Raw genomic sequence first — 14,741 nt, forward strand, 5'->3', positions numbered from 1 at the left:
AATGCCGTGCATGCTCAGCGTTTGCAGGTGGCGGCACGGGACCCCGCTGTGCGAGTAATGCGCATGTCAGGTCGGACCCGGGGCTCGAATGGACGCAGACCGTGACGCGTAGCCGCAATGGCCCATCGCGCACCCGTCGTGCGCAACCGAGCGCACGCCTGCCACCGGCGGCGTCGGACCCCGAACTTGGCAGCTAAATGGCCACGCCCGAGTGAGTTGCTACGATTGGACCACCCTTGGACTCGCGCACGACCATACGTCGGACCTACGCCACGCTCAGCGCTGGACTGGCAGCCCTGACGATCGGGTTGGCGTTCGGGAGCGCCGAGGGCTGCGTGACCTCCAAGGTCGTGGACGCGGCTCCGCTCAACTCCGAGGAAGACGTCGAGGCCGATGTCGACGTCGAGGTCGCAAGCGTCGCGCAGACCACCGCGCCGTCCGAGCCCGAGCGGCCGCCCCCGTGGGCGCCGCCCGAGCAGCCCTTGCTTCCCGGGGTCGATGGGGCCGCGCAGCTGCTCGCGCGCGGGCAGGCTCAGGCCGCGCTCGATCAGCTCGCTTCGGTCGGCAAGCTCGACACGCTCCCTGGTGAGGCGGCGCTCGAGCCCGAGTCGCGCGAGTGGTTCTTGGCCGGGGCGATCGCCGGCCGTGCGTACATGCAGACCCAGCAGTGGGAGCTGGCCGTGCTCTCGCTCGAGCCGCTCGCGGCCAGCAAGCAGTTCGGCGAGCTGCTGCCCCGCGACATCGTTGGCTACGAGCTCGCCCGGGCCCGGACCGCGTGGGCGACCAAGGGTGACCTCAACCCCGCGGCCGCCGACATCCAGCTGCGCAAGGCCGTCAGCGAGCTCGGCAAGCTCAAGGCGTTCAAGCCCGACCGCATGCAAGCGGCGATGCGCGTGGCTCAGGGCGAGGCGATGATCGCGATCGCCGGGGACACGCCGCGCGCGACCAAGACCGCGGCCAAGCAGGCCGACAAGGCGCTCGAGCGGCTGATCACCAGCTTCCCCAACCACGCCGATGTCGGCGACTGGATGCTGCAGCGGGCCCTGGCCAAGCAGCGCGCGGGTCTGGTCAAGGAGTCGGCCGCGGCCCTGCGGCGGGTCGCCATCGATCGCGCGGGCGAGCCCGAGGCGACCCGTGCTTGGTCCGAGCTCGAGCGTCTCGCCGCCGAACATGACAAGATCACCGCGGCGCCGCTCACCACCGAAGAGCAGCTGGCCGCCGGCCAGGCCGCCCGGGTGCTCCGGCGGATCGAGCGATCCCAGCAGCTGCTCGAGGCCGTCTGGAACGACCCCGAGCAACCCAAGCACCGCCACCGCGAGGCCGGCCACTCACTCGGCTGGACCTACTACAAGGCCCGCGAGTTCAGCCGCTGCGCCGACGTGCTCACCGAGCTCTACGCAGACGTCCCCAGCCTGACCACGCGCAACGATCTGGCGCGCTGCCTCGAGCGAGCGGGGCGCTACGACGAACTGATCGCGCTGTGGGTCGGCGTGTACGACGGCAACAAGGGCGCGCTTGGGTCGACGGCGCTGTGGAACGCGATCGATCTGGCCGTCAACGCCGGTAAGTACGCCAAGGCCAACGAGCTGCTCACAGAGTTCGAGACCCGGTTCAAGGGCCACGGCAGCGAGCGCCGGTGGTTGCACGCGTGGCTGCCGATGCGGCTTGGCGACGACGCCCAGGCGATCCAGGCGTTCACCGAGATGCTCGACACCGGCCGCACGGGCGGGCAAGAGCGGACCATCACCTACTTCTTGGGCAAGCTCGAGCTGCGCAGCGACAACAAAGATCTGCGCGCGCAAGGGGTCGCGCGGCTGCGGGGGCTGGTCGAGGTCGCGTACGAGCGGCTGCAGGCCAATGGGGTGATTGGCGGTCACCCGCTCTACTACGGCTTGATGGCCCGGCAGCGGCTGATCGACGCTGGCGAAGATCCAGGCCCGCCGCCGCAGGTCAGCCCGCTCGACTGGGAGCAGGACGCCGCGCCACACTGGTTCGGCCGCGCCGACACCCTGGCTCTGCTCACGCAGATGGCGGCCGATCACGGTGAGTCGTACAGCTCATTGATCCGCGCGGAGCAGCTGTTCGCGGCCGGCTGGGCTGAAGAGGCCAGCCGCGAGGTCCGCGTGGCCGCCGACGAATTCATCAATGCCCAGAGCGTCTACTCGGGCTCCGACATGCCGGGGACCCGGACCGAGGCGCTCGTCGCTGGGCTCGCGTGGGCGCCCGAGTGGCGCCACCCTGTCGCCAGTCCAAGCAAGGCCGCGCGCAAGGCCCTGCGCGACGCTGACTACCGCGAGCGGCTGGCCCAGGACTTCACGCGGCTGACCTGGGCGATGCAGGAGCCCTATCGGTTCGGCAAGCTGGCCAACTACGACGAGAACCCCTACTGCGCGCGCTGGCACCTGCGGGCCTACCGGGAGCCGATCGAGCGCAACGCGTGGGACCGCGAGATCGACCCGCATCATTTATGGGCCTTGATGTACACGGAGTCGCGCTTTCGTCGGCACGTGGTCTCGTACGTGGGTGCGCGGGGTGCCCTGCAGATCATGCCGTGGACGGGGCGGCAGCTGGTTCAGGATCTCGGCGAGCTCGAGGTGGGGGCGCGCTTCGATCCCGACATCTTGTTCTCGATCGAGGACAACAGTCGGCTGGCCACCTACTACATCAGCGAGCTGCTGAAGAAATTCCACGGCCAGGCCGCGATGGCGTACGCCAGCTACAACGGCGGGCCCAGCAACGTCGCGCGCTGGCTGGCGGCCAAGAGCCAGGCGCCGCGCGGGGTCGAGCTCGACGAGTTCCTCGAGGAGATCCCGTTTCAAGAGTCGTCCCGGTATGCGCGGCGGGTGATGGAGGTGCATGCCGCGTATCGGCTGATGTACGCAGGGGAGCTGCCGAGCTGGACCAACCTGGTAGATCCCGAGTTCGAGCTGAACATCGACTACTGACGAGACACACCTTCGTGCGCCTCGTCAGTGCGAGCTGTCAGCTGGAAGCGCCAGCGTCTATAGGCAGACTTCGTTCGGGATGTCGCAGCTGTTGACGCAGTCCATGTTGACCAGGCACGGCGAGCCGGCCTCGCCCGTCTGGCAGGCGTTGGTCAGGTCCGAGCAATACGGGGCTTCGGGGCTGCAGTCACCGTTGAACTCGCACGCGTCGCCTTCGCTGCCGTCATAGCAGGTGTCGAGCACACAATTGGGCGCGTTGACAGAGCAGTCGCCATTGCCGGTGCAGAAGTCACCTTCGTTGCCCTCGGAGCAGATCTCATTCACGCAATACGGGGCGTCGGCGCACTCGGCATTGAAGTCGCACGGGTCACCCGCGCTGCCGTCGTGGCAGGTGCCGGCGGCGCAGAACGGCGCGTCCTGGGAGCACTGCGCGTTGAATTCGCACGGGTCGTCCTCGCTGCCGTCGTAGCAGGCACCGAGCACGCACGAGGGCGCCAGCTCACCGCAGTCTGAGTTGAATTCACATGGATCGGTCTCGCTGCCGTTCCAGCAGGTCATTGCGAAGCAGCTGGGCGCCTCGATCGGACACTCGTCGTCCATGGTGCATGCACCACCTTCGCCGGGCGACAGACAGCCGAGCGTGCCGATGCTGTCGCAGGTCTCGCTGCAGGCCAGGTTGCCACCAATGAAGTCGCCGAGGTTCTCACACACCTCGCCCGCGAAGTCGTCGCCATCGCACAGCTCGTCGCCCTGGGCCATGCCGTCGCCGCAGACCGCCGTCATCTGACAGGCCGAGTCGTCGTACGAGCAGTCGTCGCCGCAGCTCAGCTCGCCGCCGAACCAGCCGAGGTCTTCGCAGGTCTGATCACCGAGCGCGGCCCCGTCACACTCTTCGCCGTCATCGATGACACCGTCGCCGCACACCGGGCCGGGATCGCCGTCACCATCACCGGGATCGCCGTCGCCGTCGCCGGTCTCCAGATCACCGTCACCGTCGCCGGGATCGCCGTCGCCGTCGCCGGTCTCGGTTTCGCCGTCTTCCGCTGGAATCTCGGACTTGCAAGCGAACAACCCGAGGGCCACGAGCATGGGCAAGGTTCGGCGCAAGGCCGCGCTTCGAAGAAAAGATGAAGTGGTCACGGCTCGGATCGTAGTGCATGGCCGGTTGAGAATCGAAGCGGTTTCGATGCGCATGAAGACCCCTCTAGTGGTGAGGTAGCAGTCTCTACAGGTGACTGCGGCCGTGGACGTGTAGACCATGCAATTTAGCTTTCGCGTCCTGCAGTTCGCCCGCAGCGGGGACGCCATCTTCGAGCCGGGCCGCGACCCAGCCTCGGCGACCGTGGTCGAGCGCGCGGCGGCTGCTCACTCGCCAGTTTTGTGGGGCTGGACCGCTGTGGGTCTCGTGTCGCGGCCAATCGCGTGGTGACGATCACCCGGTGTGGGGCTCAGGGCCCGAGCCGAGCACGCTCGGGGCCCCGGCCGACGCGGCAGGTGCGATCATGCTGGGCGTCGTGAACCTCAGCGGGCGGCTCGCGGGCTTCTCTTCGCGGGGCCCCACCGCCGACGGCCGCATCGAGCCAGATGTGCTCGCGCCTGGCCACGATGTAACGATGGTCGGAGCAGGAGCAATCGCGCAGATGACAACTGCGACGACATGCTTGGCGCCGACGAGCTCGAGGTGGACCACGATGGCACCCGGACTCGGTCGAAATGATGTAGCTCAGTCATTCATCTTGATGAGGCCAGCGAGCCCGGACCTCGGCTCTGCCGGCTAACTATATGATTTGACAGTCTTTTGGATCGTGGACCCAAACCTGCGTATGGAGCTCGACAACGGGCGACACAAGAGCCCCTTGCAACACCATGATTCAAAGCCAACCCATCTGCGACTCCCTGATTGTGTCTCCAGCAAGCCAACGCCCGGGCGTTCGCCGCCGACTTGGCGTGCGCGGACCCGTGGCGCTGTCGCTGCTTGGTCTGGCGCTCGTGTCCGCGTGTGCCTCGTTCCCAGAGCCGACCGCCGATGTGGCCAGCGCGTTGGCTTCGGTCCGCGGTGCGGAGGAGCTCGGCGCCGCCGATGTGCCTCAAGCCGCGCTGAAGCTTCAGCTCGCCCACGAGGCGATCGAGCGCGCGCAAGCGCTGATGGCCGAAGGCGAGCACGAGAAGGCCCACTACAAGGCGCGACGCGCTAGCGAGGACGCAGATCTGGCGATCGCGCTGGTCCGCGAAGACGCAGCGCGAACCGCAGCCCAGGCCGCCAAATCGCGTGTCGACGCAACTGAAGCCGAGGTGACCCCATGAACACGCCGAGCCCATTCACCCACCTCACCCTCCTGTCTGGATCCGTCGTGCTGCTGCTGGCGTGCGCACATACGCCGCCGAGCGAGCTCGTCGACGCGCGCGACGTCTATGATCGCGCAGCCGAAGGCCCGTCGAAGAAGTACACGCCCGCCGAGCTGCACGTCGCCCAGGTCGCCATGGAGCTAGCGGAGCGCTCATTCAAAGACCGAGAAGATCCGATGCTGGTCCGCGACCAGGCTTATATCGCCATGCGCAAGGCCGAGCGCGCGGAGTCGGGGGCTCGGACGATCATGTACGACCAGAGCATCGAGACCTCGCAGTGGCGCGAAGAGGAGCTCGAGGACGCGGACGCAGTCAAGACCAAGTCCGAGCTCACGGATGCCAACAGCGCGTTGGATGCTGCCAATCACGCGTTGGACGACGAGAAGACCGCGGGCGTGGCGAAGAACAAAGCGCTCGCGGCGGAGAAACAACTGCGGCTCGAGGCCGAGGCTCGCGCCGCAAAGGCGAGGGACGACCTGGCCCGAGTCGCGTCCGTCAAGCAGGACGCGCGCGGGACCGTGATCACCTTGAGCGGCAGCGTCTTGTTCTCGAGCAACCGCTACGAGCTGCTGCCTGGCGCGCAGGCCAAGCTCAGCCAGGTCGCCAACGCGCTGCTCGCTGGTGACCCTGCGGCCACCTTCGTCGTCGAGGGCCACACCGACTCCCAAGGCAAGCCCGCGACCAATCAGACCCTGTCCGTCAACCGGGCCAACGCGGTGCGCGACTACTTGGTCCAGCACGACATCGCCGCCGACCGGATCACGGCGCAGGGCTACGGCGAGACCCGCACGGTCTCAGACAACGGCAGCGCCGAAGGTCGGGCCAACAATCGTCGCGTCGAGATCGTCGTGTCGAGCCCAGCGAACGGCTAGCTCGACAATGACCCCCACATGGACCTCGGACTTCGCCGACTGCAGCCGCTGGCGCGTCTGGTCGCTTCGCTCCTCGGGGTCTATTGTTGGCAGGGGGGTAGGTGTGGCCCCCTGGGAGGGGGCTCTGATCTTCAATTCGGCGTCTGAATTGCTATGACAAAATTGCTCCCTCGAATTTTGCGCCTGGCTACGTCGGGCACCCATCAGTCGAGGCGTCGGGACCCGCCCGTTTCAGGGGGTATCGGGCTGCACACGCTGGATATGGGATCAACCGAGCCGGGCATTTCGGATATTCTGGAGACTCAGTGCCCAAGCGTGGCGCTCGACCAACGACCGCTGCGGCTGATGCCGGGCCAGATAATTCCGGGCACCAGCTGGCGCATCACCCAGTGGCTCGGCGAGGGCAACATGGGCGTGGTCTACGAGGCGCGCCACGTCGAGATCGACCGACGCGCCGCGATCAAGATCATCGCTAGCTCGCTGGCCGAGGATCCTGCTGCGATCGCGGACTTCCGCAGCGAGGCCAGCGCGAGCGCCAAGATCGGGTCTCCGAACATAGCAGACGTGTTCGACTTCGCGGTGCTCGACGATGGCCGCTTGATGATGGCCATGGAGTTCGTCCCCGGGCGCAGCCTCCACGAGATCCTCATCGACGAGGGCTGCCTGTCCCCGAGCCGACTGATCGGCCTGTTTCGTCAGGTCTGCAAGGGGCTGCAGGCTGCCCACGACGCCGGCCTCGTCCACCGCGACGTCAAGCCCGAGAACATCATGGTTGGCGACATCGGCGGGCGTCGGGATACCGTGAAGCTCGTCGACTTTGGCATCGTCTCGATCTTGGGCGAGCGTTCGTTGCGGCACGCGGGCACGCCCTACTACATGCCCCCCGAGGGCATGGCGGACGGCGCGATCGATGGTCGCTACGACATCTACTCGGTCGGCTGTGTGATGTACGAGATGCTGGTTGGTGTGCCGCCCTTCGTCGACCGCAACCTCCAGCGCGTGCTTCAGATGCACGCCTACGACCCGGTGCCCGCGCTGATCACCACCGACGCGAGCGTCCCGGACGCGCTGATCGAGGTTGTCCGACGGTGCCTGGCCAAAGATCCGGCGGACCGCTACGCCTCCATGAAAGAGCTCGAGGTCGCCTTGTGCGAGGCGCAGATCGGCGGCCAGCTGCGCACGACCTGGGATGACCTCGCGCTGCCTGCGATCGAGCCGGAGCGACACGCGAAGCTGCTCTCCCAGATGCCGTCGCGCACGTCCAGGCGCGGCGTATCGGGCTGGTGGGTGCCGGTCTTGCTCGCGTTTGGTGTCGTCGCCGGTGGCATGATCGCCTGGCCGATGTTGAGGGCCGAACCGGTGCTTGGCTCGTCGCGCGGGGCCGCATCTGCGCAGACCGACGACCTGGTCGACCGCGCCCATGAGGCAGCCGCGCTGGCCTACTACGTGTATCCACCTGTCGTCGACCCTCGGGCCGACACCGCGTACAGGATCTTGATCGAGCTCGAGAGCCTCGATAGCGAGGAGGCCCTCCGCGCCGCGCGTGAACTCCGTCTCGAGCTGGCCTCGACGCTCGTTCGGCTCGGCGACGAGACCTGGGACAAGGCGGGCGGCGAGCCGTTTGCCCTCGACTTCTACGTGCAAGCGATGTTGTTCGCCCCGCTGATCGAGCCGGCTCGCAGCCGCGCCGCGATCTCGCCCGGCGAGCTGCTCGTGCTGCACCGCAAGGCTGGCACTGGGGACTTCACCGTGCCGGAGCTGATCGCCGTCGAGCCGCTGCTGGCCTTGGTCGAGCCGAACTTGGCTGACAAGCGGGACAAGCTCGAGCAGTTCAAGCTCCTGCGCAGCGACCAGCGTCCCGCGAGCACGACCGCCCAACTCGACGCGCTGATCGAGAACGAGTTTGGTCTGCGGTTGCCGAACGTCGCTGGCTCACGCAACGGCGCGGGAGCGCCCACCGTCAGCGCGCCAAGTGAGATCGCCATTGACGACGATGAGGACCCGAGCTCGCAACGCCAGGCAACGGTGGGTAAGCGCGCGGCCGACAAGGTCATCGCCAAGGCCGACGCCGCGCGCGAGGGCGCCCGGCTAGAAGTTGCCGAGAAGCTGTATCACAAAGCGTTGCGCATCGAGGCCGGCCGCGTCGACGCGCTCGCCGGACTCGGCCACGTCTACTTTCAACGAGCCAACCACGCCAACGCCGCGACCTACTATGAAATGGCGGTGCGTCGATCGCGTCGCGACGCCACGCTTCGAATTGCGCTTGGCGATACCTATACGAAGTTGCTCCGCTATGAGCAGGCGCTCGAGCAGTACGAGACCGCCAAAGCGCTCGGCAGCAGCAAAGCAGCGGGGCGCATCGCGCGAATCGATCAGCGCAGCGGCGGCTAGAGCGCCCACCCGTTTGAAGTCCAGCCGCTGACGTGTCTGGTCGCTTCATGCGCTGCTAAAACCACCACGCGATGCCGCCGGGGGCGGGCATGAGGCGCGTGGTCTTCGACGAGTTCGCTCGCTGACCCTTGGCGGCCATGACCAGTAGCGCGACACCGGCTCCGATCATCACGACGCCTCCGAGCGTGAGGCCGATCCCGCCCTCGAGGGTCGCGTGGCGCCATCGGCAGTTCCCGTCGACGTCGACGTTGGCACCCGAGCAGTCGCTGGTGATCGGTCGCCCGTCCAGCGTGATCACGGCCGCGCCACCAGCGACCGCGCCGACCCCAGCCGCGAGCGCACCCCACCCCAGGCCCACATACAGCTTGGTGCGGTCGAGCGCAGCCTTGGGCGGGAGCCGCTGCAACTCGAAGTCGAGCACCGCCGACTCCCCGGCCGCGACCTCGAGCTCGCGCTCGATATCGATGTATTCGTCGAACTCGACGCGCAGCTCGTGGATGCCGATCTCGATCGGCAATTCGAGCGGTGAGATCCCGACCAGCTTGTCATCAATCAGGATCTTCGCGCCCGGCGGTTGGCTGCGAATCTCGAAGAACGCCGCGCGCGTGGCCACGTCGACCTTGCGACCGATACGAGCGCCGAGGTCACCCATGAGGCCGGTCGCCTCGGTGAGACCACACAGCTCACACGTGTCCTCGATCCGCGCCGTGAGGGCACCGGTCGCCGCATAGAGGGTCAGGCGCAGGTGGTAGTCTTCGTTGTCGAGGGTGATCTCGCTGACGAGCAGAAACCTCGCGCTGGTCTGGGCGATCAAGGTGGCCCGGCATGTGTCGTCAGCACAGGCGGCGGCACGGCGCGCGAACGCGGCGGAGATCTCGATGATCTCGAGGTCGCTGGTTTGTACGACCTCGCGCAGGCGCGCCTCGAGCTGGCGCGCGATCGCTTTGTTGAGATCGCCTTGAATCACCGCTGGCGCGACGATGACAGGCTCACCGGCCCTTGCCGACGACGACGACATGTAGAGCGTGACGCCCACGGCGGTGCTCACGGCGAGCCGTCCGAGCCGTCCGAGCCGTCCGAGCCGTCCGAGCCGTCCGAGCCGTCCGGTCATTCACAACCCCCGCGTTCGCACGACTCGCCCATTGCGCAGGCCGTGTCGCAGTCACCACAATGGCTGGCGTCTTTGTCTGTGTCGAAGCAGCCGTCGTCGCACACGGTCTTGCCGCCCTTGCACGCGCACTCGCCCTCCTTGCACGACTGGGCCGCCGCGCAGGCGTGGCCGCACGAGCCACAATTCACCTTGTCGGTCCGGAGGTCGACGCAGGCCTCGCCGCAGCTGTCGAGGTCGGGCTCGCACTCACACTGGCCGGCGTCGCAGAGCTCTTTGGCCTTGCACAATTGATTGCAGCCGCCACAGTGCAACGGGTCCGTCTGGAGGTCGACGCAGGATTGGCCGCAGCTCACCAGCGAGGCCGCGCACTCCTGAACGCAAGCGCCCTCCATACAAAACCCGTCACATGGCTGGTCACAGCCGCCACAGTGCATCGAGTTGGTGTTGGTGTCGACGCACGCGTCCGCGCACGCGGTCTGGGGTGGATCACACACCAGATCGCAGGTGCCCATGACGCAGCTGCGATCGTCGTTGCAGGCGGTGTTGCACATGCCGCAGTGATCCACGGAGCTGTCTGTGTCGACGCAGACAGGCTCGCAGACCAGGCTGGGCGCAGGACACTCGGAGTCGCAGGCTCCGTTGACACAGTACTCTCCGAGTGAGCACGCGATCCCGCAAGCGCCACAATGCTGGAGACTGGTTTGAGTGTCCACGCAGCTGCCGTCGCACGAGCGCCGGTCGCCTGGGCAATCGACCAGACACACCCCGGCCTTGCAGACCTCGTGGTCGAAGCAAGGCTGAGCGCAGCCGCCGCAGTGTTCGATGTTCAGCTCGGTGTCGACGCAGGCCCCATCACAATTGCTGTGGCTGAAGCTTTGATTGCGGTCATCGCAGCTCTCGTCGGTGTCCGCTGAAGCGTTGAAGTTGGGGTTGAGCTCGCGGCAGCCCAGCGCCGCCATGACGCAGGCCACGCCGATCCACGATAATTTATGAGCGAGTGTCATCGAATGTCGACATGTACCACAGCCCCGAAGAGCGAGCCATTGGAATCAAACGACCCCAACCCGGCTGATCCACACGGCTATATGCTCATGACCGCGAGCAGGCCGGCGAGCGTCGTCGCGGCCGCCATCACCCCGGGCCTTCGCCACCAGCGAGGGTGCATGGTCACGGGTACGACCGCTGCAATTGCGGCGGCGAACGCCTCGATGGTCGCAAAGCGATCGTCTGGAGCTTTGGACAACGCCCGGGCATAGATCGCTTCAATCGCCTCGACAACCACGAATTCCTCACCACCGAGCTCCTGCAAGGTGGGCGGCGGATCGAAGATCTGCGCCGAGATCACGCCCGTAGCACACGTGGATTCGAACGGCACCCGGCCCGTCAACAGCTCCCCGAGCAAGATTCCGGCCGCGTAGATGTCGCTCCGAGCGTCGACCGGGTGGCCCTGGGCCTGCTCCGGCGACATGTATTCGGGCGTGCCGATCACCCGGCGATCGCCGGTGAATTGATCCGTCCAGCCAGGGTCGAGCGTCTGTGTCGGGTCGTCCTCGACCGAGGTCATGCGCTCCCCCGCGCTGACGCTCGAGTGGGTCGCAACCCCGAAGTCGAGCAGCTTGACCGTGTCATCCACATAAAAACAGTTGGCGGGTTTCAGATCGCGGTGGACCAGCCCGGCGTGATGAGCCGCGCTCAGTCCACTACAGATATCCCGCATCAGCGACTGCACGCGCGGCCACGGCAGCGGCCCATCACGCCGAACCATCGCGCGCAGATCCTCGCCTTCGAGCAGCTCCATCACCATGAACACGACGCCCTCCTGCGTGGATCCGAAGTCGAGCACATCGACGATGTTGGGGTGCCGCAGGTGCGAGGTCATGTGGGCCTCAGCCACAAAGCGCGCGAGCCTGTCGTCGCGGTAGCGGTGATCTTCGTTGAGGATCTTGATGGCTACGGTGCGATCGATCGACAGCAGGCGTCCGGCGTAGACCATGGCCATGCCGCCGCGCCCAAGTCGCCGCTCGACCCGGTAGCGATCCGCGAGGATCAGCGGGGGCGACCTGCCCTCCCCGACCGCACGCAGCTGCGCGTGGGTCGGGCCACTGGCCCCCGCGGCAGGTTGGGGCAACGTGCGCTCGGCGTGCGGGTCGCTCTTCAACGGCACGCCGTCAGTCTGCGCGCCGGGCTTTGCATCCAAGGGGGCAATGATCGAGAGCATCGGCGGGAGCGAACGGACCGGTGCGCGCACCTTTGGGAGCGCCCGAAGGGCGTCAGAAGATGCTCGGTTGTTGTGTGCTGTGGTCATTGGCAATTGTTCGGAAATCCGGCCGAGCTGGTCGATTGTGAGGGGTTACTTGCTATCGAGGATCTTGCGACCTTGAATCACGCGAATGAGCACGGTGATGACCGCGATGACCAGCAGGACGTGGATGAAACCACCCATCGTGTAAGAAGAGACCATTCCGAGCGCCCAGAGCACGAGGAGTATGACTGCGATTGTCCAAAGCATGAGAGTTCTTCCTTACGCGGGCGAGGCCCGCACGAAACGTGAGAAATGAAGGAGGTGAGTGTGTGATGTGAGCAGCGCCGGCCGCTCAGCTCTTGCCCAGCTTGTCAACCTTCCGGCGGACATCCTTTGCAACCCGCTCGACCCCATGGGTGATGTCCTCGATCACCTCCTTGGCCCGATGACCGGCGTCGTGAGCAATCTCGTGCGCCCGCCGGCTAGCGTCGTGGGCGGCCTCGTTGATCTGGCGGCCAGCGTCATGCGCGGCCTCGTTGACCTGGCGGCCAGCGTCATGCGCGAGCTCTTGCGCCTTGCGGCTGGCCTCGTGGGCCTTCTCTTCGAGGGTGGAGGTGACATCGGCGGTGGACGTGGAGCGCGTGTTTTCTTTTTTCATGACGATCGGCGCGAGAATCGGGTTCCCGCGGCCGACTAGCTATGCATGACCGGGCCCATGCGAAAATAGTGATGAATTTCAACGGCATTCTCGATATTCGTCAAATTCGTCCTCGACTCTCCATCACTATGAAGTACTTGAGTCCGTTCAAATTGACCGAGTGACGATGCGCGCCGAAGATCTAGACCACGGAGAATTGCTCGAGTTAGATGCCGAGTCGGGAGTGATCCGCTTTGCGGGCCAGCGCGCGCTGCTGCTCGACGCTGTCGCGATGGGCCTCTTGCGCAAGTATCTGGTCGAGAATTTCGGCATCAACGCGGCGCGCACGGTCCTGACACAATTCGGGTTTGCCCACGGATGGCGCATGGCCGAGGCGATTCACGCCGAATTCGAGTGGGAGAACGGCGCCGAGTGGGCCCGCGCGGGGGCCCGACCCCACGCGCTCGTCGGGCTGTTCCGGGTTCAGGCAGGGCCCGAGGGTCCACTCTCCAAGCTGGGGGCGATGATCCTGGCGTCGTATGAGGCGGAGCAGCATCTGCTTCACTTTGGCCGCGCGGACACCTCCGTGTGTTGGACGATCTGCGGGCTCATCAGTGGTTACCTCAGCCGCAGCATCGGCAAGGACATTTGTGTGCTCGAGAATCGCTGCCTGTGCAAAGGCGACGCCTCGTGCCACATGTTCGCGCGCACCCGCGAAGAGTGGGGCGACGATCGGGCTGATGAGCTGACCTTCTTCGAGCCGCGTCGCCTCGAAGAGTGTCTGGATGTGTCGCTGCATCGGGTCATGGCCACGCTCAAGGACGCCGAGCATAAGCTGACCGAGCACCGGCGCGCGCTCAGGAGGGTCGCCCGCGAGGTTGACGAGCCGTTTGGGGTGATCGCCAAGAGCCCCGCGATGCGGGCCTCCGTCGAGCTCGCGCGACGCGTGGCCAAGGTCGACTCTACGGTCTTGATCACCGGCGAGAGCGGCTCGGGCAAAGAGCGCGTGGCTAGGCTGTTGCACGACGAGTCGACCCGCGCGGCCGGACCGTTCGTGGCGATCAACTGTGGAGCGATCGCAGAGAGCCTGCTCGAGAGCGAGCTGTTTGGCCACGCGCGCGGCGCCTTCACTGGCGCGAGCCAAGACCGACCGGGACTGTTCGAGGCGGCTCAAGGCGGCTCCTTGTTGTTGGACGAGGTCGGCGAGGTGTCAGCGGCCATGCAGGTCAAGCTGCTTCGCGCGCTGCAAGAGCGGGAGATCCGGCGAGTCGGTGAGAACAAGAACCGCAGGTTCGATGTCCGCGTGATCGCGGCCACCAACCGGGATCTGCTCGAGAGCGTGGCCAGCGGCGTGTTCCGGCAGGACCTCTACTATCGACTCAAGGTCATCGAGCTGCACGTGCCGCCGCTGCGCGAGCGCAGGGACGACATCCTGCCCCTCGCTCGGGTGCTGCTCGCGGACGCGGCGATGCGAATGAAGCGCGAGCTCGAAGGCCTGACCCCGGCCGTCGCGGATCAGCTGCTGCGCTACCCGTGGCCAGGCAACGTCCGCGAACTACAAAACGCGATGGAGCGCGCCGCCGCGCTGGCCCAGGGTAATCGCGTGGAGATCGAGGACTTGCCCGAAGAGCTGCGAGTCGTGCTGCCCCTGCCCTTGGTTGCGCAGGAGCAGGTGCGCCCGCTCGCGGACATCGAGAAGGACTACATCTTGTCGGCGCTCCAACTCAATCGCGGCAATCAGACACACACGGCGGCGCAGCTCGGGATCGGGACGGCCACCCTCTACCGCAAGCTAAAACGCTACAACCTGAAGGATGGCTGAGCTCCGGCCGGTCGAGCCGCGTCGTACATGACGCGCGGCGACACCAGCGAAACACGGGACCTCGCAGGGCGGCAGCGGCTCGACCCCTCGAGCGCGACGGCGACGTCGGCCCAGGTCAGCGACCAGACCCAGTCGCGCTCGCTGGGCGCGAGGCTCGGGCCGTGCTTGACGCCGCCGACCCACAGGCCACCAGCGTGCTCGAGGGTGAAGGGCCGACGCTCGCTCTTGGGCATGCGTGGCGGTCGGCGCGTCGGCGGCCATTCCCGGGACGAACACGTGTCCACGACCAGTCTGCCCGCCGGCTCGCCGTCCGTGTCCAACGACTCCCCTCGCAGCGCCCGTACGGAGCGGCGGGACAGCTGGCGGCATGCGGAG

Annotated in this window: 13 protein-coding genes; 6 read left to right on the forward strand and 7 right to left on the reverse strand. The window is 66.5% G+C overall.

What is annotated here, in order from left to right; all coding sequences use genetic code 11:
* The first annotated feature begins 236 nt into the window (after positions 1–236).
* Positions 237–2,945: a lytic transglycosylase domain-containing protein gene (locus tag ENSA7_RS06755; protein WP_106088382.1), complete on the forward strand. Its 2,709-nt coding sequence runs from the start codon at positions 237–239 to the stop codon at positions 2,943–2,945.
* A 57-nt stretch (positions 2,946–3,002) separates the two neighbouring features.
* Here the strand turns inward: ENSA7_RS06755 and ENSA7_RS06760 are convergent, their stop codons facing one another.
* Positions 3,003–4,085 (reverse strand): hypothetical protein, encoded by a 1,083-nt coding sequence (locus tag ENSA7_RS06760; RefSeq protein ID WP_146157422.1) that lies wholly within the window; start codon positions 4,083–4,085, stop codon positions 3,003–3,005.
* Positions 4,086–4,339: 254 nt separating this feature from the next.
* On the opposite strand from ENSA7_RS06760, the gene ENSA7_RS46080 reads away from it, so the two are divergent.
* The 4 genes from ENSA7_RS46080 (at position 4,340) to ENSA7_RS06780 (ending at position 8,554) form a co-directional block, all read left to right on the forward strand.
* The gene (locus ENSA7_RS46080) at positions 4,340–4,723 is read left to right on the forward strand and encodes a S8 family serine peptidase (RefSeq protein ID WP_372237554.1); all 384 of its coding nucleotides are present in this window, start codon (positions 4,340–4,342) and stop codon (positions 4,721–4,723) included.
* 124 nt (positions 4,724–4,847) lie between these two features.
* The gene (locus ENSA7_RS06770) at positions 4,848–5,249 is read left to right on the forward strand and encodes a DUF4398 domain-containing protein (RefSeq protein ID WP_181233325.1); all 402 of its coding nucleotides are present in this window, start codon (positions 4,848–4,850) and stop codon (positions 5,247–5,249) included.
* Entirely contained in the window at positions 5,246–6,163 is a 918-nt protein-coding gene (locus ENSA7_RS06775) for an OmpA family protein (protein WP_106088386.1), read from the forward strand. Before ENSA7_RS06770 ends, ENSA7_RS06775 begins: the two co-directional genes overlap by 4 nt.
* 315 nt (positions 6,164–6,478) lie before the next feature.
* On the forward strand, positions 6,479–8,554 hold the full coding sequence (locus ENSA7_RS06780) for a serine/threonine-protein kinase (protein WP_181233327.1): 2,076 nt from the start codon (positions 6,479–6,481) through the stop codon (positions 8,552–8,554).
* Between the two features lie 55 nt (positions 8,555–8,609).
* Here the strand turns inward: ENSA7_RS06780 and ENSA7_RS06785 are convergent, their stop codons facing one another.
* The 5 genes from ENSA7_RS06785 to ENSA7_RS06805 all read right to left on the reverse strand — a co-directional run bounded on the left by ENSA7_RS06785 (position 8,610) and on the right by ENSA7_RS06805 (position 12,565).
* A complete protein-coding gene (locus ENSA7_RS06785) occupies positions 8,610–9,602 on the reverse strand; it encodes a PEGA domain-containing protein (RefSeq protein WP_181233329.1) in 993 nt (330 codons plus the stop codon).
* 59 nt (positions 9,603–9,661) lie between these two features.
* A complete protein-coding gene (locus ENSA7_RS44990; protein WP_106088389.1) occupies positions 9,662–10,669 on the reverse strand; it encodes an MXAN_6577-like cysteine-rich protein in 1,008 nt (335 codons plus the stop codon).
* A 77-nt stretch (positions 10,670–10,746) separates the two neighbouring features.
* The gene (locus tag ENSA7_RS06795) at positions 10,747–11,829 is read right to left on the reverse strand and encodes a serine/threonine-protein kinase (RefSeq protein WP_181233331.1); all 1,083 of its coding nucleotides are present in this window, start codon (positions 11,827–11,829) and stop codon (positions 10,747–10,749) included.
* A 186-nt stretch (positions 11,830–12,015) separates the two neighbouring features.
* Positions 12,016–12,174 (reverse strand): lmo0937 family membrane protein, encoded by a 159-nt coding sequence (locus tag ENSA7_RS06800; RefSeq protein WP_106088391.1) that lies wholly within the window; start codon positions 12,172–12,174, stop codon positions 12,016–12,018.
* An 85-nt stretch (positions 12,175–12,259) separates the two neighbouring features.
* Complete coding sequence (locus ENSA7_RS06805) at positions 12,260–12,565, reverse strand: hypothetical protein (RefSeq protein ID WP_106088392.1); 306 nt, start codon at positions 12,563–12,565, stop codon at positions 12,260–12,262.
* 166 nt (positions 12,566–12,731) lie between these two features.
* Here ENSA7_RS06805 and ENSA7_RS06810 point away from each other — a divergent pair, with 166 nt between their 5' ends.
* Positions 12,732–14,366, forward strand: a complete 1,635-nt coding sequence (locus ENSA7_RS06810; protein ID WP_106088420.1) for a sigma-54-dependent Fis family transcriptional regulator — start codon at positions 12,732–12,734, stop codon at positions 14,364–14,366.
* Here the strand turns inward: ENSA7_RS06810 and ENSA7_RS06815 are convergent.
* Positions 14,345–14,599 (reverse strand): hypothetical protein, encoded by a 255-nt coding sequence (locus ENSA7_RS06815; RefSeq protein WP_106088393.1) that lies wholly within the window; start codon positions 14,597–14,599, stop codon positions 14,345–14,347. The genes ENSA7_RS06810 and ENSA7_RS06815 overlap by 22 nt on opposite strands.
* Between the last annotated feature and the right edge of the window lie 142 nt (positions 14,600–14,741).

This window comes from Enhygromyxa salina (assembly GCF_002994635.1).
Lineage (GTDB): Bacteria > Myxococcota_A > Polyangia > Nannocystales > Nannocystaceae > Plesiocystis > Plesiocystis salina_B.

Coding starts and splice junctions, on each gene's coding strand:
- ENSA7_RS06810 (WP_106088420.1), top strand. CDS start 12,732: ATGCGCGCCGAAGATCTAGACCACGGAGAATTGCTCGAGTTAGATGCC.
- ENSA7_RS44990 (WP_106088389.1), bottom strand. CDS start 10,669: ATGACACTCGCTCATAAATTATCGTGGATCGGCGTGGCCTGCGTCATG.
- ENSA7_RS06815 (WP_106088393.1), bottom strand. CDS start 14,599: ATGCCCAAGAGCGAGCGTCGGCCCTTCACCCTCGAGCACGCTGGTGGC.
- ENSA7_RS06775 (WP_106088386.1), top strand. CDS start 5,246: ATGAACACGCCGAGCCCATTCACCCACCTCACCCTCCTGTCTGGATCC.
- ENSA7_RS06800 (WP_106088391.1), bottom strand. CDS start 12,174: ATGCTTTGGACAATCGCAGTCATACTCCTCGTGCTCTGGGCGCTCGGA.
- ENSA7_RS06805 (WP_106088392.1), bottom strand. CDS start 12,565: ATGAAAAAAGAAAACACGCGCTCCACGTCCACCGCCGATGTCACCTCC.